We start from the raw sequence: 25,587 nt of genomic DNA, 5'->3' as shown, positions 1-25,587 counted from the left end.
ATTTATCCTCTTTAATATTTAAGATTTATACCGAAGCTCACAATAGCTGGGCTTCTTAGACATCAAACCCGAGAAGCACTCGCAACGATAAGTTTCGGTATAACGTATATAGGCGAGCAAAAATACACGCCTTATTACTCACATTCAAGTCGCAGATTCTATCACAGGTTCGCCGCGCAAAGAGTGTATTAAGACTAAAGAATGTTAACGATACCCTCTTTCACGCCCTATTGATTATTAACTCAACACCTGAGATGCAAAATTTTGCGACAACAAACAAAAAGCTCGCGAAATGCGAGCTTTTTGATGTACTGAGGTTATTACACCTTAGTCAAAAGTTTATTAACAGCACCTAAGAACTCCGTTGGGTCCTCAATTGAGCCTCGCTCTGCAAGCATTGCTTGACCAAGCAGGACTTCTACCCAACGACCAAATGCCTCTTCATCCGCTTCGTCAGCCATGCGCTTAACCAGCTCGTGCTCAGGGTTTAGCTCAAAGATGTACTTCACTTCTGGCACTGCCTGACCCGCCGCTGCAAGAAGCTTCGCCATTTGAGTGCCCATTTCGTAATCGTCCGTTACCACAACAGCAGGTGTAGACGCGAGTTTAAAGGTCGTACGAACTTCTTTCACACGATCGCCTAGGTAAGACTTCGTGCGTTCTACAACCGACTTAAACTCTTCTTCAGTTTCTTTCTGCTTCTCTTTTTCTGCTTCATCTTCAAACTGACTTAGATCGAGCCCAGCTTTTGTGATTGACTGGAACTGCTTGCCGTCAAACTCCGTTAAGTAGTTCATCAGCCACTCATCAATGCGGTCGTACATCAAGATAACTTCAATGCCTTTCGCTTTGAACTGCTCTAAGTGAGGGCTGTTTTTCGCAGCTGCATAGCTGTCTGCCGTCAAGTAGTAGATTTTATCTTGACCTTCTTTCATGCGCTCAACGTAAGCAGCTAGACCCACGGTTTGCTCCGCAGAATCCACTTCAGTTGAAGCAAAGCGCAATAGGCCTGCAACTTTCTCTTTGTTTGCGAAGTCTTCTGCCGGACCCTCTTTCATCACAAGGCCAAACTCTTTCCAGAATGATTGGTATTTCTCTTCATCATTCTTAGCCATGCGCTCTAGCATCGTTAGCACACGCTTAGTACAAGCATTACGTAGAGACTGAGTCACTTTGTTGTCTTGTAAGATCTCACGCGATACGTTGAGTGGCAGATCATTGGAGTCTATTAAACCACGTACAAAACGTAGGTAAGACGGCATGAACTGCTCTGCATCGTCCATAATGAACACGCGTTGTACGTACAGTTTCAAGCCTGATTTGTGGTCGCGGTTCATCATATCCCATGGCGCTTTAGATGGGATGTAAAGCAAGCTCGTGTAATCGTTTTTACCTTCTACACGGTTATGGCTCCAAACCAATGGATCGGCAAAGTCATGTGATACGTGCTTGTAGAACTCTTGATACTCTTCATCTGAGATATCCGATTTATTACGCGTCCACAGTGCTTGAGCTTTGTTGATTTGCTCCCACTTCTTCTCATCCGTTTCTTTGCCTTCGTCATCGCGAACAACAGTTTGGATGGAAACTGGGATGCCAATGTGATCCGAGTACTTGCTGATCACATCACGTAGACGCCATTCATTTAGGAACTCTTTACCTTCTTCACGCATATGAAGAATGATATCAGTACCACGCGATTCTTTAGTGATGTTTTCGATGGTGTACTCACCTTCACCGGCTGAGTGCCATTGTACTGCTTCATCAGCGGCTAGGCCCGCAGCACGAGTACGTACGGTGACGGCATCAGCAACGATAAACGCCGAGTAGAAACCAACACCAAACTGACCAATAAGCTGAGAGTCTTTGCTCTGCTCTTCAGACAGTTTCGAGAAAAACTCTGCGGTCCCGGATTTTGCAATCGTACCTAGGTGCTCGATCACATCATCGCGGCTCATACCGATACCGTTATCAGAAATGGTTAAGGTATTTGCGCTTTCATCAAACGACAGTTTCACGCAAAGATCTGCATTACCTTCATATAAGTCTGGGTTAGATAGCGCTTGGAAGCGCAGCTTGTCCGATGCATCTGATGCGTTAGAAATCAGCTCGCGCAAAAAGATCTCTTTATTTGAATAAAGAGAATGGATCATTAAATGCAGTAGTTGTTTTACTTCTGATTGAAAACCACGAGTTTCTTTGTTTTGAGATACGGTTTCGCTCATGTGTGCTCCATAACATCTAAACTAATTGGCTTTTTCATGGAGATAAGTTTGTGACTTTCCCCTTGAAATTACCTTACTGAGATGTCATTTAACATGTGGCTGACAAATGTAAATTCAAGGTCAATATTGCTAAAAACGGTGTTTTTTTAGAAAAATTTAATTATCCTACCAGCCTAAAAGCATCTAAAATGTCGTGCGCACTCCATGCGCTTCGGTAATTTTGTGACATAAATCACTATAATTACAACATCATCCATCTAAGAAGAACTAAATGACTAACATCGGCACCAAATTTCTACTTGCTCAAAGGTTCACCTTTGATCCAAATAGTAATTCGCTCGCTGACCAACAAAACGGCAACGACGTTGTACGATTAGGAAGCAACGAAAGCCGTATACTTCTGATGTTGGCAGAGAGACCAAACGAAGTTTTAACCCGTAACGAGCTTCACGAGTTTGTTTGGCGTGAGCAAGGTTTTGAGGTGGATGACTCAAGCCTGACTCAAGCGATCTCTACTCTGCGTAAGATGTTGAAGGACTCAACAAAATCTCCAGAGTTTGTTAAAACGGTTCCTAAACGCGGTTATCAACTCATTTGTTCAGTGGAACGCTTAAGCCCATTATCTGCTGACTCTAATACTGACGTTGAAGAAGCCACTTCTGAAAATGAAGCGCACGCTGCGGAAATAGAAACAAGTGACGCGCCGTCAACAGAAGCGGCGGCAGACACCACGACTGAAGTAGAGCCTCAAGTAGAACTACCTAAGGCACAGCCAAAACCAGCAGCTAACACTAATAACTGGCTGCCGCGTATGATCGTTCTTTTGTCTCTACTGCTTCCTATTTGTGTATTGCTATTCACCAATCCTGCAGAATCCCAATTCCGTCAGATTGGTGAGTATCAAAATGTACCTGTGATGACGCCAGTGAACCACCCGCAAATCAATAGTTGGTTGCCGTCCATTGAGCAGTGCATTGAACGCTACGTAAAATACCATGCAGAAGATTCAATGCCGGTAGAAGTGATTGCTACAGGTGGCCAGAACAATCAGCTGATTCTGAACTACATTCATGACAGTCAACATTCATATGAGAACGTGACATTGCGTATTTTCGCTGGTCAAAATGACCCAACCGATATCTGTAAATAAGGAGGCCAGAATGAAGATAAAATTAGCATCTGCGGTTTTGGCCGTATCCGTTCTTTTCAGTGGTTGGTTATATTGGGGTAGCGACCTAAAAGTGGAACAGGTCCTCACTGCCAATGAGTGGCAGTCAACCATGGTGACGGTCATTACAGACAGCTTGCCTGACGATCCTGTCGGCCCACTGCGTCGTGTTAATGTTGAATCAAATGTGAAATATCTCCCTAATGGGGACTATATTCGCGTAGCGAATATCAAACTATTCGCTCAAGGTTCAACGGCAGAATCCACGATTAATATCTCGGAAAAAGGGCGCTGGGAAGTAAGTGACAACTATTTGTTGGTTTCGCCTTCTGAGTTTAAAGATATTTCATCTTCTCAATCAAAAGACTTCTCCGAAGCACAGCTACGTTTGATCACTCAAATCTTTAAGCTTGATGCTGAGCAAAGTCGCCGTATTGATGTCGTGAACGAAAAAACGCTATTGCTCACTAGCTTGAACCACGGTTCTTCGGTGCTGTTTAAAAACTAACTTTGATTTGATGATAAGGGGGCAAGACGCCCCCTTTATTTTGCTTATGGATTGGCTAGATACCCTCACCCTCTTTTTCGGCTCACTTATCGCCAATACTCTGGCTTCGCTTTCTGGCGGCGGTGCAGGCTTACTTCAATTCCCTTTGCTCATCTTTCTCGGCTTGCCATTCTCGGTTGCGCTGGGGACACATAAAGTGGCTTCCGTCGCTTTAGGCTTAGGGGCAGCAAGCACACACTTAAAAGCAGGCACAATTAAATGGAAGGTCGCGCTCTACCTTATAGTCTCTGGCAGCATTGGCGTAGTCTTAGGGGCGTATTTAATTGTCCAAATACCTGATGGTATGGCGGAAAAAATGCTAGGGAGCATGATTCTCGCGCTCGGCATCTATTCACGGTTTAAGAAATCGTTAGGCCAAGAAGAAATAATACGTAACCGTCACCCAATCGGTTGGGTCATCGGCGGTGTCGGACTAATGCTCATCGGTATCATCAACGGGTCGCTGACCGCAGGTTCTGGTTTACTCGTGACACTATTTTTAGTTCGCTGGTTTGGGTATAACTATAAACAAGCCGTTGCTTACACCATGATTTGTGTCGGCCTGTTTTGGAATGGCATTGGAGGCATTGCCGTCGTCCAAGCTGGCGCTCCGATACATTGGGCTTGGTTGCCTATTTTATTGTTAAGCTCATTTCTAGGCGGCAGTTTAGGCGCATGGGCCGCGACTCGATACAGCAACCGAGTGATTAAAATTGCATTCGAAATTCTCACGTTTGCCGTGGGCATCAAGTTGCTAGTTTAAACCGATTAAAAGGAAAGTTTCATGGATAAAGCGATCATTGATATTTATTACTGCCGCCAATGCAACTGGATGTTGCGTTCAACTTGGCTATCGCAAGAACTACTGCATACTTTTAGCGAAGAAATAGAAACGATCAGCTTACACCCAGATACGGGTGGTCGCTTCGAAATTTTCTGCAATGGCCAGCAAATTTGGGAACGGAAAAAAGACAGCGGCTTTCCTGAAGCAAAGGTGCTAAAACAGCGCGTAAGAGACATTATCGACCCAGAACGCGATTTAGGACATTCAGACACAAAATAGGGAGCAATTCGCTCCCTATATTTTTACTAAGTAAAACCGTTAAATCATGGTTTGTGCTAATACTTCGCCTTCTGGCGTTTTTACCGTTAGCGTATTGTCTTCTAAAGTACCAAAGCTTCTTGGTAAACCATTACGTGGAAATGTCATCGAGCCTGGGTTAAAAATAATGACCCCATCTTGCATCTCTGCGACAGGAACATGCGTATGACCGTGGGCGATGATATCACCTTCACGCAGTGGCGGCCGTTTTTCAGAGTTGTACAAGTGACCATGAGTCAAAAAGATTCTCTTACCAGATTCAAGTAGCACCCACGAGTAATCCATCATCATTGGAAACTTCAATAGCATTTGGTCCACTTCACTATCGCAGTTACCACGCACAGAAATAATTTGATCACTGTATTGGTTCAGTAGCTCCGCCACCTGCGGTGGGTTGTAACCTTCTGGAATCGGGTTTCTTGGCCCGTGGTTTAGCGTATCCCCCAACAAAATCAGGTGCTCCGCACCAGAGGCTAAAAATAGCTCAATAGTTTCTTTAGTTGCTGGCAAAGAGCCATGCAGATCTGAGGCAAAAAATAGTTTCACGACATCGTCTCCTCACAAAGTACGAGGTCATTCTACGGCATTTTTATGACAGCTCAACCAACGACTACTGATAGCGCAATGATTCAATGACCATAGGCAAAATATAGAACCATGCTGCATACGCAGTTCCAACCAACACCAGTATCCAAAACACCATCGACATAAATTTTGACTTAGCTAGGTGGTTCAGCGGGTCTGGCTCTCCGCATCCTGGACATGCGTGAGCGCGCTTTGAGATTTGTTTCTCACACACAGGGCAAGAGACTAAAGGCATGATACAAATTCCTCGACAATAGACTTAGGGCGCAAAGAATAATGGTGAACTAACACATATGCAACCTAACATATATTAAATATTTTAGTTCTTTGTAACAGTCGCTGACTTGAGAAAAAATGCGTTGATTTTTCATTTATATCAACCCATTACACTTCTTCTCGCACCATGCCATTGATGACAATATTGTTATAACTCACCATGCCAATGACCTCCCCATCTTCAATGACCGGAGCTCGGCTAATGCCAAATCGTTCAAATAGGCGCGCACAATATTTCACATTCATATCAGGGTCGACACACAAAGCGGGCTTGGTCATGATTTCATAAATATTCGTGCGCTGTGGAGAGCGATTATTCGCCAGCACCTTTTTGGCGATATCATTCATCAAGACGATGCCATATTCATCGTTGTCATCTCGCTTTTTCACCACCAGCGCTTTGACTTGGTATTTTTTAGCCAACGTTATGCCTTCATAAACTGTCATTAGCCCATCAACCATGACATAAGTAGCCGCCATTACATCTCGAACTCTAATTATCGTTTGACTGCTCATAACTCATCCTCGACCACTTTGGTCAACGTCTCTACTTGATGCGCGACACCGACTGCATCCTCAATATCGATCTGAATAGCAATGCCCTGCCCCGACTCTCGGTCGAACTCACCAACTTCATTGATGGTTTCTAATATGTGTCGAGAAAGGTGCTCCTCAACGACAAACAGCAGCACATCTTTTTGTACTTCCAGCGTTAAGCCAAAAAACGTTCGCTTTTGATTTAAGCCTTGTCCACGAGCGTTATTAATCACTGTCGCACCAGTCGCGCCAGCTTCGCGAGCAGCGTCCAGTACCTTGTCTGTTTTGCTGTCTTCAACAAACGCAAGTATCAATTTAAAGCGCATTTTCTTCGTCCTCCGAGACATCTTTATTCAGCCATTGGGTTATTTGCGCATAGCCCATCACAGAGATCATAGGAAACAGACTGGCAAAAGCGATCAAGCCAAAGCCATCAATCATTGGGTTTCTTCCTGGGACGGTAGAAGCAAGCCCCAGCCCTAATGCGGTTACAAGCGGAACAGTGACAGTAGAAGTCGTGACGCCTCCAGAATCGTAGGCGAGCGGAACAATAAGCTTTGGCGCATAAAACGTTTGAATCACAACCACTATGTAACCCGCAATGATGTAATAGTGAATAGGGTCACCGACAACAATCCGATAGCTCCCTAGCGCGATGCCAATGGCCACCCCAAATGCAACGGCCACGCGTAAACCATTAATACTGATACTGCCACCAGAAACTTGGTTTGCTTTTATCGCTACAGCGATTAGAGAAGGCTCAGCAATCGTGGTACTAAAACCGATAAAAAAGGCGAAGGTATACACCCAATAGTAGTCGACCCACACTAAGGCTTTTCCCACAGAGACTTTAAACTCTTGTAAAAATTCCGGCGCCGTCAGTTGCACGGCCATGGTCTCTCCGAGCGGAAACAGAGCCATTTCTAATCCGAGCAAAAAAAGAGCGAGCCCAAGAATCACATAAACAAACCCAAGCAAAACCTTCTTAAGGTTGTTAACTGGACGCCTTAACACCGCTAACTGAAAACCAAAAATAATGCTGGCGATGGGAATGACATCTCGAACGGTCGATAATAAAGTGTCTAGGAAATGTTCAATTGAAATCATGTTACGACCATTCCGTAAACCATCACAAACATCATCGGTAGTAGCGAGGCAAAAGCGATTAAACCAAAACCATCCACCATGGGGTTGCGCCCTTTAATCGCCGATGCTAAACCAACCCCTAGTGCAGTGACCAAAGGCACGGTGATAGTCGACGTCGTCACACCTCCAGAATCATAAGCAACGCCAATAATGGCTTCCGGTGCAAACCACGTCAGGACTACAACGCCGACGTAGCCGCCGATGATCATGTAATGAATTGGCCACCCTTTTAAGATGCGCAGAACGCCAATAACGATGGCGATCCCCACAGAAAGTGCCACCGTTACTCGTAGCCCTTGTCCATAATCCTGCATCGATTGCTCTGAGTTTGTGATCATCCCTCCTTCTGCCGCAACTTCTGATGCTTCTTCTGCTACGGCCGTTAATGCAGGCTCGGCGATCGTGGTGCCAAAGCCTAGACAAAACGCAAAAACTAACAACCAGAATACGCTGCCTTTTTTTGCAAAGGCTTGAGCCATACTCTCTCCGATAGGAAAAAGACCAAGCTCTAGACCAAAAATAAAAAACGTTAACCCTAAAACCACAAGCAATAAGCCAAAAAGAATGGAGATGAGATTAGGAAGTGGCTCTTGCAAAACAACTAATTGAAAAAAAGTGATAACAACAACGATGGGTAGCAGATCGCGAGCACTATTAAGGAGCGCTCGAAAAAGAGCAACAAATGCTTCCATACCTATCCTCCTTGATGGTGCAAACTGATTACGCTTGTTCCGTTAGCGATGTTTTTAGTCTGGCATAGATTTAGTTCTCCTACCGTGAACGAATTAGCGCCATGCATAACATTTAGTTACATTTTTTCAATATGTGAAGTCAGTAGCCTCGCTACAGGCTTGCCACTATCCTAGAAATAATAGTCGTGAGATGATCAAGCTCAGCACAAAACGACTATAATGTTCTAATACGTGTACATTCAAAGAGATAACATGAAGATATTACTCACAGGTGGCACTGGGTTTATTGGTTCGGAGTTGCTCAAGCTGCTATCCACTCACCAAGTTATGCTACTTACACGCTCTCCAGAGCATGCAAAACAACGCCTCCAACACGCTGATTTGGGTAATATCGAATACCTTAACTCGCTTGAGTCATTCGCCGATCTCAATCACATTGATGCCATAATTAATCTTGCGGGTGAGCCTATCGCAGATAAAAGATGGACCAGTGAGCAGAAAGAAAAAATCTGCAAAAGTCGCTGGAAAATTACCGAACAAATCGTTGAGCTGATCCACGCCAGCACAGAACCTCCCGCTGTTTTTATTAGTGGCTCGGCCGTTGGTTACTATGGCGATCAACAAGACCACCCGTTTGATGAGTGCCTGCATGTTAACAGTGAAGACTTTCCTCACGAGGTTTGTGCAAAGTGGGAGCAAATAGCCAAACGCGCAGAGTCTGAACAAACACGTGTTTGTCTATTGCGAACTGGCGTGGTGCTCGGCCTTAATGGCGGTGCGTTGGCGAAAATGCTCTTACCTTACAAACTTGGCGTAGGCGGCCCGCTCGGGAACGGTAACCAGTACATGCCTTGGATTCACATTCTGGATATGGTCCGCGCCATCATGTACTTGCTTGAAACACCACATGCCCACGGTGCGTTCAATATGTGCGCACCTCACCCTGTGACTAACCGTATCTTTAGCGGCACGTTGGCAAAAACGCTCAAACGACCACATATCTTGTTCACGCCTAAATGGGCAATGGAACTCCTAATGGGTGAATCTTCCTGCTTATTGTTCGATAGCATGAGAGCAAAACCCAAAAAGCTCACCGAACTTGGCTTCAAATTTAGCTACTCCAGAATAGAGCCAGCACTCAAGCACTTGCTTCATGACCGGAGCTGATGAATGATGACCTCATTCAATGTTTCTTGAGGCTTAATTTATGAAAAAGTCGATTCTTATTACGGGTTGCTCAACCGGTATCGGTTACGTGTGCGCTCACGCCCTGCAAAACGAGGGATTTCATGTCATAGCATCTTGTAGGAAAGAGCAAGATGTCCAACGTCTAATTAATGAAGGGCTAACCTGCATCAAGCTAGACCTAAACAGCCCTGAAAGTATTTCTTCGGGCGTGAAGCAAGCATTAGAGCTAGCAGAGGGTAAGCTTTATGCCGTGTTCAATAATGGTGCCTATGGCCAGCCCGGTGCATTGGAAGACTTGCCCACCGAGGCTCTTCAAGCTCAATTTCAGACCAACTTTTTTGGTTGGCACCAGTTAGTCAGAGAAGTGCTTCCTCACATGCGCATACAAGGCGAAGGACGGATAATACAAAACAGTTCTGTTCTTGGCTTTGCTGCAATGAAATACCGCGGCGCCTACAATGCGTCAAAGTTTGCCCTAGAAGGCTGGACTGACACACTACGGCTAGAGCTTGCGGATACGAATATCAAAGTGGCATTGATAGAACCTGGGCCTATCGAAACTCAATTTAGAAACAATGCATTAAAAGCCTTCGAGAAGTGGATTGATATTGAATCCAGCCCTCACCGCCTCGCCTATGAAGGACAAAGAGAGCGACTCAACAAAGACAAATCTAATAATCGATTTGTTTTACCTGCAGAGTCCTGCGTCGCACCTGTTCTTCATGCATTAACTAGCGCTTCACCTAAAATTCGCTATCGAATTACTACGCCGACTAAATTATTCGCAATCTTGAAAAGGTTATTACCAACCCGTGTGCTTGATAAAATTTTGCGACAAGCTGCATAAAAAAGTTTTGTCACAATGTAATTTCATCGTAACAATGTGATGTCATTATGAGCATGTAGGTTAAAAAAACCTCAAGCAAACGAATCAATTTCTACGCAATTCAGTGAGCACTATTCAACCTAAAGTGAATGAGTTGCTTAGATTTGGTATCGCCACCCATTACGTTTTGTAGCAATGTTTTTACTACTGCGAGGCAACAATGACATTAAATCAGCTTAACTGGCTTAGTGTGGGTGTAGTGTTGACCATGTTCATCCTATTTTGATACCGCACTAACAAATAGCATTAGAACTGCGCTGCTTCGGCAGCGTTTTCTTTTTGCCTTACACCTATTCAGCAGTAACACCATTCTCTTACCGCATCCTTTCACAAAATAGAATGATTCATTATTGATGACGATTAGCAACCATCGCTTGAATTTCCCTTAAATCAACTCCATATCTATTATCAACGACAAGACACAAAGCAAGGATACTCTGATGCAATCCCCATTTATCGTTGAGATAACAGAACAGAACTTTCGCGAAACTCTTGAAGGATCAATGAACACGCCCGTTCTGATCCACTTTTGGGCCAATGCTCAACCAGAAAGCGCACAGATACTCCCTGAGTTGCAATCTCTTGCTCAACAGTACAACGGTGCATTTACGCTTGCTTTATTAAATTGTGAAGATCAGCCGGCTCTAGCGTCTCAATTTGGTGTGCAAGTATTGCCAACTATCGCGCTGTTTATAAATGGTCAAGCCGTCGATGGATTGGGTGGCCCTCAGCCAATTGATGCCATTGCAACCATGCTACAAAAGCATTTGCCAAGCCCAGATGAACAGCTATTAAAGCAAGTCAGTGAACTTCTTCAGCAAGGTGAGCATGCTCAGGCTTTAAGCATCATCCACACTTTGCCGCCAGAACTGCAAGAGCGTGGCGATGTGAAACTCGCGATGGCAGATTGTTTATTAGAAACCAAACAATTTGATGTCGCCCAAGAGCTATTGAATGCTATCCCTCTTGAGTATCAAGATAACTACTACAAGAGTCTAATAGCCAAGCTCGAGCTGCATTTGCAGGCTGCAGATAGCCCTGAGTTACAACGACTAGAACAAGCATACGCAGCAGACATGGCAAACTTCGAACTCGCTTGTGAATTGGCGGTACAGTACAACCAAGTGGGTCGTGATGAAGAAGCGCTGGAACTGCTGTGGAATATTCTTAAAAAAGACTTGGGCGCCCAAGACGGTGAAGTGAAGAAGACTTTTATGGATATTCTCAGCGCGCTAGGTCAAGGCAACGCATTAGCAAGCAAATATCGCCGTCAGCTGTATTCGATTCTGTACTAACTCGCTGAAAAGCGAAACTTCAACTAAAGGCCGGATATTCCGGCCTTTGTTATATAAAAAACCAATAACCTCTTAAGGTTCTCAGAACTTCAATTGTCTATTGTCTATAAATAGGTAAAAATGAATCGGACATTATGCACTTAAGGGAATAACTCATGCCAATTGATTCACTGATTACCATCGGTATTTTCGTCGTTCTTGCTGTAGTTATCTTATCTTCAGCCATTAAGACGGTGCCACAAGGAAATAACTGGACAGTCGAACGCTTCGGACGCTACACCCATACGCTAAAACCCGGCTTAAACTTGATCATCCCATTTGTTGATAAGATAGGGCAAAAAGTCAACATGATGGAGCGCGTTCTTGATATTCCAGCGCAAGAAGTTATTTCAAAAGACAACGCCAACGTGGTTATTGATGCGGTCGGATTTGTTCAAGTCATCGATGCTGCCAAAGCGGCTTATGAAGTCAACGATTTGGAACATGCCATTAGAAATTTAACTCTCACCAATATCCGTACCGTTTTAGGCTCAATGGAGTTGGACGAAATGCTGAGTCAGCGTGACATGATCAACTCCAAGCTGCTGGCAATTGTTGACCAAGCCACCAACCCGTGGGGTGTAAAAGTCACGCGAATTGAAATAAAAGATGTCCAGCCACCATCCGATCTAACGGCAGCGATGAATGCTCAAATGAAAGCCGAGCGAAATAAACGAGCGGAGATTCTCGAAGCAGAAGGGGTACGCCAAGCTGAAATTTTAAAGGCTGAAGGTCATAAGCAATCGGAGATATTAAAAGCTGAGGGCGAAAAGCAGTCTGCTATTCTCCATGCTGAAGCTCGTGAACGCGCCGCACAAGCAGAAGCAAAAGCGACTTATATGGTTTCTGAAGCGATTGCCAAAGGCGATATGCAAGCCGTCAATTACTTCATTGCTCAGGGCTATACCGAAGCGATCAAAAGCATTGGTCAAGCCGAAAACGGCAAAATCATTATGCTTCCATTAGAAGCGACCGGACTAATGGGCTCGGTTGCAGGGATAGCAGAGATGTTTAAACAACAAGATAAAGAATAACTTATGGACTTTTTCAGTTTGCTGGAAGGTATCTCTTTCTGGCATTGGCTAGCCTTCGGTTTTGCACTTCTAGCGGTAGAGCTACTTGGGACGGCGGGATATTTTCTCTGGCTCGGAGTTTCTGCACTTATCGTTGGGGCCCTAATGACCGTTTTGCCAATGAGCTGGCAATTACAATGGCTTTGCTTTGCAAGTTTCAGCTTAATCACCACTTGGTTATGGTGGCGACGACAATGGTCTCAAGACAAGAAAGAAGACCAAGAAAGAGATCTGAACCAAAAGTATAAGCAGTTAATCGGACGCACACTTACCATTGAAGAGGACTTTTCTGTTGGGCTCAATCGTATCAAGGTTGCCGATACCACGTGGTCGGCACAGTCGGATCAAGCACTTCCAGCAGGAACGCGCGTTAAAATAAAAGATATCGATGGTATTATTTTAATCATTGAGCCTGATTCTAAGTAATTTATGCCAAAGTAATGGGGCATAACTATGCTCCATTACTTTAATCTAAACAACCGCTTTCATTTCATTGATTTAATTAAAATCGAACAAAAAATAAGTAGCAGAAATATTATTAATATCCTACCCTCTTCTTCCAATTATTTAATTCTTCATCATACGATAATCAATAAGATAGAAATATATCGATATAAATTATCTTTCTAAATTTATTTTAAAAAATAAAACTTTATTGAATTATTTTTTGATCTTTTTGCCCCCCCATACATACTTAACGCATAAGCATTTAAGTTGAATGCTTTTTATTTGGTAAGTAAGAGGATGTACTATGAAGAAACTTCTCTTTTTAATGTTATGCGGTATCTTTTCTTTTTCTTCCTTTGCCTACACCAACGGAAATGGTGGTACAACTAATTTAGGACCGATAGTCGAATGTAAATTGCCCAGTGGTGATGTCACTAATATTCCAAGTGAAATGTGTCGATTTAGAGGCGGGGAATGGAACTAATATAGAAGTCAGTAGTTAGTTCAATATTAAGAAACTATTGATACCTTACTTTTCAGTAAAGTCATTATTTATCCAAGCAAGTAGATATTCAATGTCTACATTAAGGTGATGATTATGAAATTTTTAGCTGGACTATTGTTAGCATGTTTTGCCCTAGCTCCATTAACTACTCATGCTAATGGTGCTTCAGGTGGCCGTACGCTAGCCCCAGAGATAAAGTGTGAGTTACCAAACGGTAACGTGCATATGCTACCGCCGTTATATTGCAAAATATATGATGGTCGAGAAGTAAAATAAAAAAAGGAGCCTAGCGGCTCCTTTTTATCATCTCACTAAGTATTAGTGGAAGCTGTAAGGGATAAGAACTTGTAGACGTAGGTCTGTTTCATCCGCATCACCAGCACCAGCGTACTCATCACGCTCTAGGATTGTACCGTGTAGACGGATCGTAGAACCTTTCAGTGCACCACTCTGTAGAGAGTAAGATACTGTCGCGTTAACTGCGTATTCACTTTCGTAATCCCAGTCACCTGATGCACCGCTTGCTGCAGAATCAGCTCCAGTACCGTAACCAAAGCCTAGGTAGTAGTTCCAGCCGTTACCTTGGTTGTAAGATAGACGGTTGTACCACGCTAGCTCACCCGCTTTGTTCCAGTCAGACAGTGCATCCCACCACTGAGACCAAGTACCGTTGTTCATACCGTAAGTATGAATTGTACGTGGAACGAAGTCAGCACGGTTGTCTGTGTCTGTGTAGCGTAGCTCAGACATCCAAGCTAGCTTGCCGAAAGATTGATTCAAAGATAGACCAGTGTGGAAACCTAGACCATCGTATTTCACATCATCGTCAACACCGTAGAAATCAAATGCTAGAGTTGTACGGTCACTCACAGTGTACTTCAAGTAAGCCTTGTAAGAAGTGTTGTCAGTTTCGTTATGGTAGCTAGTTACTTGACCTGCACCCCAGTCGATACCATTTGCATATTGAACGCCAGTAGCTTGACCCAAACCAAGTTGCATAAACAAGCTGTCAGTTAGGTTGCCGTTTAGACCTAGAGAGTGTAGGTAGCTCCATGACGTGTCAGACCAAAGCGCTGGCGCGTAGTCATCTTCGTGAAGTAGCCAAGGTGCTGTAAATTGGTCTGCACCAAAGTAGCTTAGGTTGAAATCACCTAGTTTAGCGTTCAGTTCGAAACCACGGTAAGTACCAGGTACGAAACTCCAAACGTTACCAATAGTACCGTTACCACCCGCTTGTAGCATACCAAAGCGCGCGTTGAAGCTTTCGTTTGCTTTGAACTTCAGTGCTGCTTTGTAAACTTTAAGCTGTTGACCATCACCTGCACCCCAGTCTAGGTTGTTACAAGTTGAAATTTCGTTACATAGGTAGCCTTCGTTTGAATTGTAAAGGCTATCGTTGTAAAGGTCGCCAGAATAGTAAGCCGCAACATCTGCACCAACCCAACCATCGTGGTAGCCAGAAGTAAAGTCTAAAATTGCGTTGTAAGAAGAGTAGTTTAGACGACTCCAACGGTCACCGTTTTCACCGCCAGGCTTACCTGTTGTACGAGTACGAGAACGAGTATCAACTAGAAATAATGCATTAAGACTAGAGTCTTGCATAAATTCGTTCACTTTCTCTACGTACTCGCCACCTGCTGCACTTTCAGTAGACGCTGTAGCTGGAGCAACAGCAACAACACCAAACATTGCTGCGGTTAACGCTGAAACCTTAAAAAATTTGTCCATGGAAAAACTCCTAAAAATGGATATAGCTGTATTTTTCTATCTCACCTTTAGTTGGCCGCCGAAGGAGAGAAGTAAATTCCTGATCAAACCTCATTATTTCTAATTTGGCTTTTTTTAGTTCCTGCATACACACCGTGTATCCACGTGATTAAGACTAACTTCGCAGCTAAAAACATCCAAACGGAACTTATTTTTTTTCTAAAAAAATATGAGCCAGTCCAAAGTTCCATATAAGTTGTTGATCCAGATCTTACTTTTAACAACACTAACACGAAAAGACAGTTAAACATTAAATATCAATAACTTAAATCACACCCTAGAATTCCAACTTGAAGTCACTCGCAGACTAAAGAAGTAAAAAACCTTAATAATTCAATGGGAGATCTTGATCACTGAAAAGATAAAAAGCATAAAAACTCAATAAAAAAGCACTTAATTATGGGCGAGAAAAAGCCCGACATGGTAAGCATGTCGGGCTTTTAGTTATTTTTTAGCTTTTTTGATGAGACTTAATTCATCAACTCGAGTAAGTCTTGTTCTGTTTTGATCTCGATACCCAGTTCTTGTGCCTTTGCCAGCTTCGAACCTGCATTTTCACCAGCAAACAAAATATCCGTTTTCTTAGAAACACTACCTGTCACTTTTGCACCTAGGGATTGGAGGGCTTCTTTAGCCTCTGTGCGACCTAATTGAGAAAGTGTTCCTGTCAATACGACTGTTTTACCTTCTAACGGTAGCTCTCCTACCTGCTCAGTAGTATTAATCTCTGGCCAGTGGATCCCTTGTTCAAGCAAATCTTTAACCACCGCTTGGTTCTGCTCTTCACTGAAGAAAGTCGTAATATGTTGAGCAACCACAGCACCGATGTCTTGCACTTCAATTAACTGCTCTTCATTAGCATTTTGGATGGCTTCCAACGTTTTAAAGTGCATTGCTAGGTTTGCGGCGGTTGCCTCGCCAACTTCACGAATCCCCAGCGAATACAAAAAGCGAGGTAACGTTGTTTCTTTGGATTTTTCTAACGCATTCACAATGTTCTGCGCAGACTTTGGCCCCATGCGATCTAATACCGTTAAAATCCCCGCAGATAACTTAAATAAGTCAGCAGGAGTTTTCACCATCTCACGGTCAACAAGTTGCTCGATCACTTTATCGCCTAGACCGTCAACGTCTAACGCTTTACGAGACACAAAGTGCTTTAGCGCTTGTTTACGTTGAGCTTGGCAAACTAAGCCACCCGTACAACGTGTTACCGCCTCTCCTTCGATTCGTTCAACATGCGAACCACAAACAGGACACTGAGTTGGAAAAATAATATCTCGCGCTGTTTCTGGTCGACGCTCTTTGATGACAGAAACAACTTGAGGAATAACGTCACCCGCTCGACGAATCACAACGTGATCACCGATCTTAACTTGCAGACGTTCTATCTCATCTGCGTTATGAAGCGTCGCATTACTTACCGTTACCCCGCCAACAAATACAGGCTCTAGTTTAGCAACAGGTGTAATCGCACCAGTACGACCGACTTGGAATTCCACCTCATTCAACGTCGTCATTTCTTCCTGAGCCGGGAATTTGTAGGCAATCGCCCAACGTGGAGCGCGAGCAACAAATCCAAGACGCTCTTGCACGGCAATATCGTCAATTTTAATGACGACACCATCGATCTCATAAGGAAGGGCATCACGACGCTGCAAGATATCTTGGTAGTAAGCTTTTACATCCGCCAAACTTTCAACTCGCTTGGTCTCCGGGCACATTGGTAATCCCCAAGATTTAATTTGCAAGAAGCGTTCGTAGTGACTTGCCGCCAATTCCGCGCCTTGCACCACGCCTACACTGTATGCATAGAAGCTAAGGGGACGAGAAGCAGTAATGCGTGAATCCAATTGTCGTAAGCTACCTGCCGCAGCATTACGTGGATTAACAAAGATTTTCTCGCCTTTCTTCCTTGCTAATTCATTGAGCTTTTCAAACCCAGCTTTCGGCATAAAGACTTCACCACGAACTTCAAGACGATTTGGCCAGTCATTACCCCTGAGTTTTAAAGGAATGGCTTTAATCGTACGTACATTTTCTGTGATGTTCTCGCCAGTAGTGCCATCGCCTCGTGTTGCCGCCTGAACTAACACACCGTTCTCATACAGTAAACTAACTGCGAGTCCATCCAGTTTCGGCTCACAACAGTATTCTTTCACACTCTGACTGCCCACCCGCTCTTGTGCTCGCTTATGGAAACTATCAAGTTCGCTGTCATCAAACGCATTATCAAGCGAAAGCATCGGTACTTCATGTGTCACTTGGCTAAACGCAGAGAGAGGTTGTCCACCGACACGTTGACTTGGTGAATCTACGGTAATTAAATCAGGGTTCTCAGCTTCAATATCCAGGAGCTCTCGCATTAAGCGGTCGTACTCGGCATCAGGGATCTCTGGGTTATCTTCCACGTAGTAACGCACAGCGTGGTAATGCAACGACTCTTTTAGTTCTTCTAATCGCTGAAGTACTGATTCAGACATAGTAAAGCCCCGTGTATTTTCAATCGGTGAGGTTGGGAAATCCAAGAAAAAGGGCTCCATCCGGAGCCCTATTATTATTTGCTGTTAAGATTATGCGTTAGCGGCATTAAACTCAACTATTTGACGTCGATAAGACGCTAAACGGTCTGGTGTCATTAAGTTACGCTGGTCATCAAGAACGTTGCCACCTAAATCATCAGCAATTTGCTGCGCAGTTCGGAGCATTAAGTTGAAGTTCTGTTCAGCCTCGCCATAACAAGGCAATGTCATGAAGAATGAAATCCCCTTCGTTGTAAACTCAGCAGGATCAGCATGCTCAAACGTACCAGGGTGCATCATATTAGCGACGCTAAACAGCACTTTGCCGTTACCGGACAAGTCGACATGACGGTGGAAAATATCCATCTCGCCGTAAATTAAGCCGTTTTGTTGCATACTTTCAAATAAAGCAGTACCAACAAATGGCTCTTCACCCGCGCAGTGCACATTCAATACAATCACTTGCATTTCAGGTTCTGGCTTTGGCTCTTCCTTAGGCTCTGCAACGACAGGCTCACTAACCGATTCGACTTGCTGTTCTTTCTCAGCAATATCAAACGCGGCGGGAATAGCTTCTTCTTCCACAGCAGGCTGGAGTGGCTCTTCAACTACTGGTGCTTGAACAACAGGCTCAACGTCCTCTTCTTTATCTTTTTCTGCAACAAATGAAGGGATGTCATCTGGCTCCTGCTGTGTCTGTGTTACTTCAGATGGGCCACCGAATAGCGGGTCAGATTCAAATTTGTTGTCGAAAGAACTCGCCATCCCAAAATCTGGTTCTTTGCGATCTTTACGAATGATCTCAAAGTCATCTTCAGGAGCGGGAGCGAAGTCTCGTTCTTTCTCGACAAGATCATTTTTGTCCCCTTGGTCAACATCCAGCTTACCAAGCGGCTTGTTACCAAACTTTGCTTTGCCTTCTTTTTTACTGCTCCACAAACCATGAAACAGCAATGCCGCGATGGCTAATGCGCCAACAACAATGAGTACGAATCGCAATTCCTGCATTATTTACTCTCAATATACTTGTTTTTACTACTCGCAGTTCCTTGAGCAGCAACCCAAGTGCAATAAATCTGAATGATACGTTTACTTTACCAAAACTATATGTAGATTTAGAACAACTTAATGCAAGAAGTTCCGTTTTTTGTTGTGATTCTTGCCACGATTCCACTTAACAAGACGTCATTTGTCAGGGCATTGAAAGAAAAGCCCTCACAGGTACAATGAGTTTTCATTTACACGAAGCCAAAATAGACATGAAGCAAAACAATCAGCAGAGAACCGGATTCGGTTATTTTCTATACGGGATACAATTGGCACTTGCCCCTAAAATCAGACGCTTTGTCATCTTACCTCTACTTGCAAATATCTTGCTTGTGGGTGGTGCCATCTTCTATCTATTTTCAAACCTTAATATATGGATCGAAGACTGGATTGGGCAGCTGCCTGAGTTTTTATCCTGGTTAACTTACATTCTTTGGCCTTTACTCGCTCTAACGATACTCGCTACCTTCTCCTATTTTTTCAGCACGCTCGCGAACTTTATCGCCGCGCCATTCAATGGCCTCTTAGCTGAAAAAGTGGAAGAGTACTTAACGGGACAAAAAGTAAATGATGATGGTTTCACTGCCGTCCTGAAAGATGTTCCTCGCGTTTTAGCTCGTGAGTGGAGAAAGCTCCTTTACATTTTACCTAAAGCAATAGGCCTATTCCTGTTATTGCTCATCCCTGCCCTTGGACAAACAGTAGGCCCATTTTTATGGTTTATCTTTACCGCCTGGATGCTCGCGATTCAATATTGTGACTACCCGTTTGATAACCATAAAATCCCATTTAACGACATGCGTTACAAATTGAAACAAAAGCAAGGTAAGGCCTATGGCTTTGGGGTATTGGTGTCTGTGTTTACGACGATCCCAATTTTGAACCTCATTGTCATGCCTGTAGCAATATGTGGTGCAACCGCTATGTGGGTCGCGGAGTTTAAGCACCAACGATAGTCGATTAGAGATTAAGGAAAGGGATCAGCGCCAGCTTTTCCCTTTTCTTTTATGAAGTTCTGGGCCAACCTAATAAGATATAACTTTTTAATCCTTTTCCCTTTTTTTCATACCGCATATTCTTCTATCCATATTCACACAACGTGTAATGAAGGAACATCACTATGAGCAAAATCTACGAAGATAACTCTCTTACTATCGGTAATACACCTCTCGTTCGTCTAAACAAAGTGAGCAAAGGCAAAGTTCTCGCGAAAATTGAAGCGCGTAACCCTAGCTTCAGTGTTAAGTGCCGTATCGGTGCAAACATGATTTGGGAAGCAGAGAAAGCGGGGCTTCTTAAGCCAGGTGTAGAGCTTGTAGAACCTACCAGTGGTAACACAGGTGTTGCTCTAGCATTCGTAGCGGCCGCTCGCGGTTACAAGCTAACATTGACCATGCCTGAATCAATGAGCCTAGAACGCCGTAAGCTACTTAAAGCACTGGGCGCTAACCTTGAGCTGACTGAAGCGGCGAAAGGCATGAAAGGGGCGATTGCTAAAGCAGAAGAAATCGTAGCAAGCAACCCTGAGAAGTACCTACTTCTTCAACAATTTGACAACCCTGCGAACCCAGAGATCCACGAAAAGACTACGGGCCCTGAGATTTGGGAAGCGACAGACGGTGAAATCGACGTATTCGTTGCTGGTGTAGGTACGGGCGGTACTATCACAGGTACAAGCCGTTACATCAAAGGTGAAAAAGGCAAAGCCATCACTTCTGTCGCAGTTGAGCCAGCAGAGTCTCCAGTTATTGCACAAGCACTTGCTGGAGAAGAAATCCAACCTGCTCCGCACAAAATCCAAGGTATCGGTGCTGGTTTTATCCCAGGTAACCTCGATTTAGACATTATTGACCGTGTTGAGCAAGTCACCTCAGAAGAAGCGATTGAGATGGCTCGTCGCCTAATGGAAGAAGAGGGTATCCTAGCTGGCATCTCATCTGGCGCGGCTGTTGTTGCAGCCAACCGACTTGCAGAACTCCCTGAATTTGAAGGAAAAACAATTGTAACCGTTCTACCAAGTTCAGGTGAGCGTTACCTAAGTACAGCACTCTTTGCAGGTATCTTTACCGAAAAAGAGAACCAACAATAATATGTGTTCAAATCAATTTTTAGTTTAAAAAAGCCCCGTTTAGGGGCTTTTTTGTTGATCCCTGCCCTACCTTTGGTAATATCAGGGTGTTTTATTTCTAGCTTCAAAATAAAGAAGCAGAACACAAAAAGGTTTCAAAGTGATTACGCACGCAAACAGTTGCGTAGTTACCAAACTTTTGACTAGTATCAGAACTGACGCGCTTTGAACTCTTCCCGTGCTAGCGCACAAGATGTAAAGCAGTTAAGCTAAAATCTAGTCACAAACTAACAAAAAAATACATTTATTGGGGTATATCACATGTACGAGAAGCAAGTAGAAATCACAGCAGAAAACGGCCTTCACACTCGTCCAGCTGCACAGTTTGTTAAAGAAGCAAAAGCATTCGACGCAGACATCACTGTGACTTCTAACGGTAAAAGCGCTAGCGCTAAGAGCCTATTCAAACTACAAACACTAGGCCTAGTAAAAGGTACTCAAGTAACTATTTCTGCTGAAGGCCCACAAGCTCAGCAAGCAGTTGACCACCTAGTTGCTCTAATGGACCAACTACACTAATCCGGTCTCCTACTCCAGAAGCCATTTTGTGAAAGCAAAATGGCTTCGTTGGAAATAGGCTCAAAACTAAGCTAAAACTATTCGTTAGCGCACCCATTATTCTCCCGTTTTATAAAGTTGACCAAACTTAAGGTAAGGCTATGATTTCAGGCATCCTAGCATCTCCTGGTATTGCAATCGGTAAAGCACTACTACTTCAAGAAGATGAAATTGTCCTAAACACAAACACTATTTCTGACGATCAAGTAGAAGCTGAAGTTCAGCGTTTCTTCGACGCTCGTAACAAATCTGCAGCTCAGCTAGAAACTATCAAGCAAAAAGCGCTTGAAACGTTTGGTGAAGAAAAAGAAGCGATCTTTGAAGGTCACATTATGCTTCTTGAAGACGAAGAGCTAGAAGAAGAGATCCTAGCACTTATCAAAAACGACAAGATGACAGCGGATCACGCTATCCACTCAGTTATCGAAGAGCAAGCATGTGCTCTTGAGTCACTAGATGACGAATACCTAAAAGAACGTGCAACTGACATCCGCGATATCGGTTCTCGTTTTGTGAAAAACGCACTGGGTATCAACATTGTTTCGCTTAGCGACATCAATGAAGAAGTTATCCTAGTTGCTTACGACCTAACGCCATCTGAAACGGCACAAATTAACCTAGACTACGTACTTGGTTTTGCTTGTGATATCGGCGGTCGTACATCTCACACTTCAATCATGGCTCGCTCTCTTGAGCTTCCAGCTATCGTTGGTACTAACGACATCACGAAAAAAGTTAAGAATGGCGATATGCTGATTCTTGACGCGATGAACAACAAGATTGTTGTTAACCCATCAGAAGCTGAACTAGAAGAAGCGAAAGCGGTTAAAGCGGCATTCCTAGCTGAAAAAGAAGAGCTAGCGAAACTGAAAGACCTGCACGCAGAAACGACTGACGGTCACCGTGTAGAAGTTTGCGGTAACATCGGTACAGTGAAAGACTGTGACGGTATCCTCCGTAACGGCGGTGAAGGTGTTGGTCTGTACCGTACTGAATTCCTATTTATGGACCGTACTGCGCTACCAACTGAAGAAGAACAGTACCAAGCGTACAAAGAAGTTGCAGAAGCAATGAACGGTCAAGCTGTGATCATCCGTACTATGGATATCGGCGGCGATAAAGATCTCCCATACATGGATCTTCCAAAAGAGATGAACCCATTCCTAGGCTGGCGCGCTGTACGTATCAGCCTGGATCGTCGTGAAATCCTTCGTGATCAGCTACGTGGCATCCTACGTGCGTCTGCACACGGTAAACTGCGTATCATGTTCCCAATGATCATCTCTGTCGAAGAAATCCGTGAGCTTAAGAAAGCGATCGAAGAGTACAAAGAAGAGCTACGCGCTGAAGGCCACGCATTCGACGAAAACATCGAAATCGGTGTTATGGTTGAAACTCCTGCTGCCGCAGCGATCGCACACCACTTAGCGAAAGAAGTATCTTTCTTCTCTATCGGTACAAACGACCTAACTCAGTACACGCTAGCGGTAGACCGTGGTAACGAGATGATCTCTCATCTTTACAACCCACTATCACCAGCAGTACTAACCGTGATCAAGCAAGTTATCGACGCTTCTCACGCAGAAGGTAAATGGACTGGTATGTGTGGTGAACTTGCAGGTGACGAGCGTGCAACGCTTCTACTTCTAGGTATGGGTCTGGACGAGTTCTCAATGAGCGGCATTTCAATCCCTAAAGTGAAGAAAGTAGTTCGTAACTCTAACTTCGCAGAAGTGAAAGCAATGGCTGAAGAAGCCCTTTCTTTACCAACAGCTGCAGAAATCGAAGCAGTGGTAGAAAAGTTTATTGCTGAGAAAGCTCAGTAATCGGTAGTACCAAGTAATTCAATACTTAATGGCCATTAGACGGCGAAAAAAGTCGTCTAATGCGCTATATTGGTATACTATAATTCGACAGAATAAAACCAAACCTTAGGAGCATGACACAATGGGTCTGTTTGACAAACTTAAGAAGCTTGTATCTGATGACAGCGCTGACGCTGGTGCTATCGAAATCATCGCGCCACTTTCTGGTGAGATTGTAAACATCGAAGACGTGCCAGATGTTGTTTTCGCTGAGAAAATCGTTGGTGACGGTATTGCTATCAAGCCAGCAGGCAACAAAATGGTAGCTCCTGTAAACGGTACTATCGGTAAGATCTTCGAAACTAACCACGCATTCTCTATCGAGTCTGACGACGGTGTTGAGCTTTTCGTTCACTTCGGTATCGACACAGTTGAACTAAAAGGCGAAGGCTTCACGCGTATCGCTGAAGAAGGTCAAACTGTTAAAGCTGGCGACACTGTAATTGAATTCGATCTAGCTCTTCTAGAAGAGAAAGCGAAGTCAACGCTAACTCCAGTTGTTATCTCTAACATGGACGAAATCAAAGAGCTGAACAAGCTTTCTGGTTCTGTGACTGTTGGTGAAACTCCAGTTCTACGTGTAACTAAGTAATTTTTACTTAGCCGAACACGAAAAAACGCTGCCATTGGCAGCGTTTTTTATTACCTGAAGTTTATACTTTCTTACCGGATTCAACTGAGTAGACCAAGTGCCGAACTCGGCCTTTGCTTTGCCTGAGCCAATAACGCAGTTGTCGCATCTTGGAGCACTTGAGAACGTACCATTTCCGTAGATTCTCTTGCGAAGTCTGTATCTCTTATTCGACTATTGGATTCTGTAACACTCCGATTCACAGTATTTAAGTTATCCACCGAGCCATTTACACGGTTCTGAAAGCTGCCAATTTCACTTCGGTGCGAATCAACGTACTTAATTGCTGCATCAATCACCCCAATTGAAAGCTGCGCCTTACCTGCCGTCGACATATCGATGTCATCCATTGTGACTAATTGACCAGTGCTTAGATCAAGCTCATCCGCTAAACTGCCTTCTAACTCCACTCCTTCTGGCGTATTCATCGTAGAGGCAAAGAATTGCAGTTCATTGTTTTCCGTTACTGAGGCACTCACTACCGATTGTTGAGCATTGATGTAAGTGGCGACCTGTTCTATGCGATCACCCAATTTGAGCCCAATGGATTCCGTTTGGGTTTGCCCTTTACTGTCTTGGTATTCTACTTTTAGAGTTTGGTTATCTTTAGTGACTCGCCAATCTTTATCGACCGCATCACCAACATAATGCTGCCCTCCCATCTCTGGGATATGGCTACGCATATTACGTAACGTCAAAGAGATTGAATTAGCGTTCGCTCCAATATGGAAACTTTGTGAACCGTAAGATCCATCAAACAGGTTTTTATCCGCAAATGTTGTCGTGATCGCGACACGATCAAGCTCATCCTGCAGCGCTACGACCTCGTATTGGATGCTTTGTCGGTCACTGGTATCGTTACTACCATTTGCCGCTTGAAGCCCTAGAGAGCGTAACCGTTGCAAAATATCACTGCTCTCATGTAACGCGCCTTCCGCGGTTTGCGCGACCGAATAAGCATCGTGCGCATTTCTTAAGGCGACATCAAGCCCTCTCGTTTGCACATGGAGAGTATTGGATATCTGTAAACCTGCCGCATCATCACTCGCCGAGTTAATTCGAAAACCAGAAGTCAGGTTGCGTTGTGATTCGACGTTTTGCGCTGCTGCTTGACTCAAGTGTCTCTGCGCCACCATCGCGGCAACATTGGTATTTAAAGAGACCATCTAATCGATATGAGTGCCTTGTCGAACATCCTGTTGGGACGCATCTAAACGTTATAGCCGATAAGCAAAAAAGCCAGGGATGAGCCTGGCTTTTGTATCTTGTCTTATTAAGGTGATTAACCTAGCAGACTTAGCGCTGAGTTTGGCGCTTGTTTCGCTTGCGCAAGGATTGAGCTTGACGCTTGCGATAGA

26 protein-coding genes are annotated in these 25,587 nt (G+C 44.1%); 15 read left to right on the top strand and 11 right to left on the bottom strand.

What is annotated here, in order from left to right:
* Window positions 1–320 precede the first annotated feature (320 nt).
* The gene (htpG, locus tag ACWPOD_RS19025; protein ID WP_005393063.1) at window positions 321–2,225 is read right to left on the bottom strand and encodes a molecular chaperone HtpG; all 1,905 of its coding nucleotides are present in this window, start codon (window positions 2,223–2,225) and stop codon (window positions 321–323) included.
* 271 nt (window positions 2,226–2,496) lie between these two features.
* Here htpG and ACWPOD_RS19020 point away from each other — a divergent pair, with 271 nt between their 5' ends.
* From ACWPOD_RS19020 to ACWPOD_RS19005, 4 genes are read left to right on the top strand one after another with little or no spacing between them, the layout of a single operon-like run.
* Window positions 2,497–3,375, top strand: a complete 879-nt coding sequence (locus tag ACWPOD_RS19020; RefSeq protein ID WP_005393065.1) for a transcriptional regulator — start codon at window positions 2,497–2,499, stop codon at window positions 3,373–3,375.
* A gap of 10 nt (window positions 3,376–3,385) precedes the next feature.
* Window positions 3,386–3,901, top strand: a complete 516-nt coding sequence (gene toxS, locus ACWPOD_RS19015; RefSeq protein WP_005393067.1) for a transmembrane regulator ToxS — start codon at window positions 3,386–3,388, stop codon at window positions 3,899–3,901.
* A gap of 46 nt (window positions 3,902–3,947) precedes the next feature.
* Complete coding sequence (locus ACWPOD_RS19010) at window positions 3,948–4,703, top strand: sulfite exporter TauE/SafE family protein (RefSeq protein WP_301610262.1); 756 nt, start codon at window positions 3,948–3,950, stop codon at window positions 4,701–4,703.
* A gap of 21 nt (window positions 4,704–4,724) precedes the next feature.
* Window positions 4,725–5,003 carry a SelT/SelW/SelH family protein gene (locus ACWPOD_RS19005; protein WP_005382088.1) on the top strand — a complete coding sequence of 93 codons (279 nt, stop codon included), beginning with the start codon at window positions 4,725–4,727 and terminating at the stop codon, window positions 5,001–5,003.
* A gap of 39 nt (window positions 5,004–5,042) precedes the next feature.
* Here ACWPOD_RS19005 and yfcE read toward each other — a convergent pair whose 3' ends face one another.
* The 6 genes from yfcE to ACWPOD_RS18975 all read right to left on the bottom strand — a co-directional run bounded on the left by yfcE (window position 5,043) and on the right by ACWPOD_RS18975 (window position 8,278).
* A complete protein-coding gene (yfcE, locus tag ACWPOD_RS19000; RefSeq protein ID WP_104974381.1) occupies window positions 5,043–5,588 on the bottom strand; it encodes a phosphodiesterase in 546 nt (181 codons plus the stop codon).
* A 64-nt stretch (window positions 5,589–5,652) separates the two neighbouring features.
* Window positions 5,653–5,862 (bottom strand): hypothetical protein, encoded by a 210-nt coding sequence (locus tag ACWPOD_RS18995; RefSeq protein ID WP_176320262.1) that lies wholly within the window; start codon window positions 5,860–5,862, stop codon window positions 5,653–5,655.
* A 149-nt stretch (window positions 5,863–6,011) separates the two neighbouring features.
* Window positions 6,012–6,419, bottom strand: a complete 408-nt coding sequence (locus ACWPOD_RS18990; RefSeq protein ID WP_005393075.1) for a CBS domain-containing protein — start codon at window positions 6,417–6,419, stop codon at window positions 6,012–6,014.
* On the bottom strand, window positions 6,416–6,766 hold the full coding sequence (locus ACWPOD_RS18985) for a P-II family nitrogen regulator (protein WP_005393077.1): 351 nt from the start codon (window positions 6,764–6,766) through the stop codon (window positions 6,416–6,418). Before ACWPOD_RS18985 ends, ACWPOD_RS18990 begins: the two co-directional genes overlap by 4 nt.
* Entirely contained in the window at window positions 6,756–7,547 is a 792-nt protein-coding gene (locus ACWPOD_RS18980; protein WP_046874269.1) for a DUF1538 domain-containing protein, read from the bottom strand. The genes ACWPOD_RS18985 and ACWPOD_RS18980 overlap by 11 nt, the downstream gene beginning before the upstream one ends.
* Complete coding sequence (locus ACWPOD_RS18975) at window positions 7,544–8,278, bottom strand: DUF1538 domain-containing protein (RefSeq protein WP_046874270.1); 735 nt, start codon at window positions 8,276–8,278, stop codon at window positions 7,544–7,546. The genes ACWPOD_RS18980 and ACWPOD_RS18975 overlap by 4 nt, the downstream gene beginning before the upstream one ends.
* A 252-nt stretch (window positions 8,279–8,530) precedes the next feature.
* Between ACWPOD_RS18975 and ACWPOD_RS18970 the strand changes: the two genes are divergently transcribed.
* The 6 genes from ACWPOD_RS18970 to ACWPOD_RS18945 all read left to right on the top strand — a co-directional run bounded on the left by ACWPOD_RS18970 (window position 8,531) and on the right by ACWPOD_RS18945 (window position 13,690).
* Complete coding sequence (locus ACWPOD_RS18970) at window positions 8,531–9,445, top strand: TIGR01777 family oxidoreductase (RefSeq protein ID WP_065645456.1); 915 nt, start codon at window positions 8,531–8,533, stop codon at window positions 9,443–9,445.
* Between the two features lie 40 nt (window positions 9,446–9,485).
* Complete coding sequence (locus ACWPOD_RS18965; RefSeq protein WP_047009542.1) at window positions 9,486–10,313, top strand: SDR family oxidoreductase; 828 nt, start codon at window positions 9,486–9,488, stop codon at window positions 10,311–10,313.
* 479 nt (window positions 10,314–10,792) lie between these two features.
* Complete coding sequence (locus ACWPOD_RS18960) at window positions 10,793–11,647, top strand: co-chaperone YbbN (protein WP_048626123.1); 855 nt, start codon at window positions 10,793–10,795, stop codon at window positions 11,645–11,647.
* A 155-nt stretch (window positions 11,648–11,802) separates the two neighbouring features.
* Complete coding sequence (locus ACWPOD_RS18955) at window positions 11,803–12,720, top strand: SPFH domain-containing protein (protein ID WP_005393087.1); 918 nt, start codon at window positions 11,803–11,805, stop codon at window positions 12,718–12,720.
* Window positions 12,721–12,723: 3 nt separating this feature from the next.
* Window positions 12,724–13,185: an NfeD family protein gene (locus tag ACWPOD_RS18950; RefSeq protein WP_053807089.1), complete on the top strand. Its 462-nt coding sequence runs from the start codon at window positions 12,724–12,726 to the stop codon at window positions 13,183–13,185.
* Window positions 13,186–13,510: 325 nt separating this feature from the next.
* Window positions 13,511–13,690, top strand: coding sequence for a hypothetical protein (locus ACWPOD_RS18945; protein WP_074191004.1), 180 nt, complete (start codon window positions 13,511–13,513; stop codon window positions 13,688–13,690).
* A 339-nt stretch (window positions 13,691–14,029) separates the two neighbouring features.
* On the opposite strand, the gene ACWPOD_RS18940 is transcribed toward ACWPOD_RS18945, so the two are convergent.
* The 3 genes from ACWPOD_RS18940 to zipA all read right to left on the bottom strand — a co-directional run bounded on the left by ACWPOD_RS18940 (window position 14,030) and on the right by zipA (window position 19,008).
* Window positions 14,030–15,439, bottom strand: a complete 1,410-nt coding sequence (locus ACWPOD_RS18940; protein ID WP_006742721.1) for an OprD family porin — start codon at window positions 15,437–15,439, stop codon at window positions 14,030–14,032.
* Window positions 15,440–15,948: 509 nt separating this feature from the next.
* Window positions 15,949–17,961: an NAD-dependent DNA ligase LigA gene (gene ligA / locus ACWPOD_RS18935; protein ID WP_041852978.1), complete on the bottom strand. Its 2,013-nt coding sequence runs from the start codon at window positions 17,959–17,961 to the stop codon at window positions 15,949–15,951.
* A 90-nt stretch (window positions 17,962–18,051) separates the two neighbouring features.
* On the bottom strand, window positions 18,052–19,008 hold the full coding sequence (zipA, locus tag ACWPOD_RS18930) for a cell division protein ZipA (RefSeq protein WP_167426813.1): 957 nt from the start codon (window positions 19,006–19,008) through the stop codon (window positions 18,052–18,054).
* A 251-nt stretch (window positions 19,009–19,259) separates the two neighbouring features.
* On the opposite strand from zipA, the gene cysZ reads away from it, so the two are divergent.
* The 5 genes from cysZ to crr all read left to right on the top strand — a co-directional run bounded on the left by cysZ (window position 19,260) and on the right by crr (window position 24,190).
* The gene (gene cysZ, locus ACWPOD_RS18925) at window positions 19,260–20,003 is read left to right on the top strand and encodes a sulfate transporter CysZ (protein ID WP_031780324.1); all 744 of its coding nucleotides are present in this window, start codon (window positions 19,260–19,262) and stop codon (window positions 20,001–20,003) included.
* 164 nt (window positions 20,004–20,167) lie between these two features.
* Window positions 20,168–21,136, top strand: a complete 969-nt coding sequence (gene cysK / locus ACWPOD_RS18920) for a cysteine synthase A (protein WP_005382045.1) — start codon at window positions 20,168–20,170, stop codon at window positions 21,134–21,136.
* Window positions 21,137–21,436: 300 nt separating this feature from the next.
* A complete protein-coding gene (locus tag ACWPOD_RS18915) occupies window positions 21,437–21,694 on the top strand; it encodes an HPr family phosphocarrier protein (RefSeq protein WP_005382043.1) in 258 nt (85 codons plus the stop codon).
* Window positions 21,695–21,834: 140 nt separating this feature from the next.
* Window positions 21,835–23,559: a phosphoenolpyruvate-protein phosphotransferase PtsI gene (ptsI, locus tag ACWPOD_RS18910; RefSeq protein WP_005393100.1), complete on the top strand. Its 1,725-nt coding sequence runs from the start codon at window positions 21,835–21,837 to the stop codon at window positions 23,557–23,559.
* A gap of 121 nt (window positions 23,560–23,680) precedes the next feature.
* The gene (crr, locus tag ACWPOD_RS18905) at window positions 23,681–24,190 is read left to right on the top strand and encodes a PTS glucose transporter subunit IIA (RefSeq protein ID WP_005382041.1); all 510 of its coding nucleotides are present in this window, start codon (window positions 23,681–23,683) and stop codon (window positions 24,188–24,190) included.
* A gap of 80 nt (window positions 24,191–24,270) precedes the next feature.
* Here crr and ACWPOD_RS18900 read toward each other — a convergent pair whose 3' ends face one another.
* The gene (locus tag ACWPOD_RS18900; protein WP_167426814.1) at window positions 24,271–25,395 is read right to left on the bottom strand and encodes a flagellin; all 1,125 of its coding nucleotides are present in this window, start codon (window positions 25,393–25,395) and stop codon (window positions 24,271–24,273) included.
* Window positions 25,396–25,587: the final 192 nt, after the last annotated feature.

It is taken from the genome of Vibrio sp. JZG120 (genome assembly GCF_053890955.1).
Note: the sequence above shows the minus strand (reverse complement) of the source record. Positions and strands in the feature narration are given on the sequence as shown.

What these genes read in the sequence shown, in the direction of transcription:
- htpG (WP_005393063.1), bottom strand. Translation starts at nt 2,225, where the DNA reads ATGAGCGAAACCGTATCTCAAAACAAAGAAACTCGTGGTTTTCAATCA.
- ACWPOD_RS19020 (WP_005393065.1), top strand. Translation starts at nt 2,497, where the DNA reads ATGACTAACATCGGCACCAAATTTCTACTTGCTCAAAGGTTCACCTTT.
- toxS (WP_005393067.1), top strand. Translation starts at nt 3,386, where the DNA reads ATGAAGATAAAATTAGCATCTGCGGTTTTGGCCGTATCCGTTCTTTTC.
- ACWPOD_RS19010 (WP_301610262.1), top strand. Translation starts at nt 3,948, where the DNA reads ATGGATTGGCTAGATACCCTCACCCTCTTTTTCGGCTCACTTATCGCC.
- ACWPOD_RS19005 (WP_005382088.1), top strand. Translation starts at nt 4,725, where the DNA reads ATGGATAAAGCGATCATTGATATTTATTACTGCCGCCAATGCAACTGG.
- ACWPOD_RS18995 (WP_176320262.1), bottom strand. Translation starts at nt 5,862, where the DNA reads ATGCCTTTAGTCTCTTGCCCTGTGTGTGAGAAACAAATCTCAAAGCGC.
- ACWPOD_RS18990 (WP_005393075.1), bottom strand. Translation starts at nt 6,419, where the DNA reads ATGAGCAGTCAAACGATAATTAGAGTTCGAGATGTAATGGCGGCTACT.
- ACWPOD_RS18985 (WP_005393077.1), bottom strand. Translation starts at nt 6,766, where the DNA reads ATGCGCTTTAAATTGATACTTGCGTTTGTTGAAGACAGCAAAACAGAC.
- ACWPOD_RS18980 (WP_046874269.1), bottom strand. Translation starts at nt 7,547, where the DNA reads ATGATTTCAATTGAACATTTCCTAGACACTTTATTATCGACCGTTCGA.
- ACWPOD_RS18975 (WP_046874270.1), bottom strand. Translation starts at nt 8,278, where the DNA reads ATGGAAGCATTTGTTGCTCTTTTTCGAGCGCTCCTTAATAGTGCTCGC.
- ACWPOD_RS18970 (WP_065645456.1), top strand. Translation starts at nt 8,531, where the DNA reads ATGAAGATATTACTCACAGGTGGCACTGGGTTTATTGGTTCGGAGTTG.
- ACWPOD_RS18965 (WP_047009542.1), top strand. Translation starts at nt 9,486, where the DNA reads ATGAAAAAGTCGATTCTTATTACGGGTTGCTCAACCGGTATCGGTTAC.
- ACWPOD_RS18960 (WP_048626123.1), top strand. Translation starts at nt 10,793, where the DNA reads ATGCAATCCCCATTTATCGTTGAGATAACAGAACAGAACTTTCGCGAA.
- ACWPOD_RS18955 (WP_005393087.1), top strand. Translation starts at nt 11,803, where the DNA reads ATGCCAATTGATTCACTGATTACCATCGGTATTTTCGTCGTTCTTGCT.
- ACWPOD_RS18950 (WP_053807089.1), top strand. Translation starts at nt 12,724, where the DNA reads ATGGACTTTTTCAGTTTGCTGGAAGGTATCTCTTTCTGGCATTGGCTA.
- ACWPOD_RS18945 (WP_074191004.1), top strand. Translation starts at nt 13,511, where the DNA reads ATGAAGAAACTTCTCTTTTTAATGTTATGCGGTATCTTTTCTTTTTCT.
- ACWPOD_RS18940 (WP_006742721.1), bottom strand. Translation starts at nt 15,439, where the DNA reads ATGGACAAATTTTTTAAGGTTTCAGCGTTAACCGCAGCAATGTTTGGT.
- ligA (WP_041852978.1), bottom strand. Translation starts at nt 17,961, where the DNA reads ATGTCTGAATCAGTACTTCAGCGATTAGAAGAACTAAAAGAGTCGTTG.
- zipA (WP_167426813.1), bottom strand. Translation starts at nt 19,008, where the DNA reads ATGCAGGAATTGCGATTCGTACTCATTGTTGTTGGCGCATTAGCCATC.
- cysZ (WP_031780324.1), top strand. Translation starts at nt 19,260, where the DNA reads ATGAAGCAAAACAATCAGCAGAGAACCGGATTCGGTTATTTTCTATAC.
- cysK (WP_005382045.1), top strand. Translation starts at nt 20,168, where the DNA reads ATGAGCAAAATCTACGAAGATAACTCTCTTACTATCGGTAATACACCT.
- ACWPOD_RS18915 (WP_005382043.1), top strand. Translation starts at nt 21,437, where the DNA reads ATGTACGAGAAGCAAGTAGAAATCACAGCAGAAAACGGCCTTCACACT.
- ptsI (WP_005393100.1), top strand. Translation starts at nt 21,835, where the DNA reads ATGATTTCAGGCATCCTAGCATCTCCTGGTATTGCAATCGGTAAAGCA.
- crr (WP_005382041.1), top strand. Translation starts at nt 23,681, where the DNA reads ATGGGTCTGTTTGACAAACTTAAGAAGCTTGTATCTGATGACAGCGCT.
- ACWPOD_RS18900 (WP_167426814.1), bottom strand. Translation starts at nt 25,395, where the DNA reads ATGGTCTCTTTAAATACCAATGTTGCCGCGATGGTGGCGCAGAGACAC.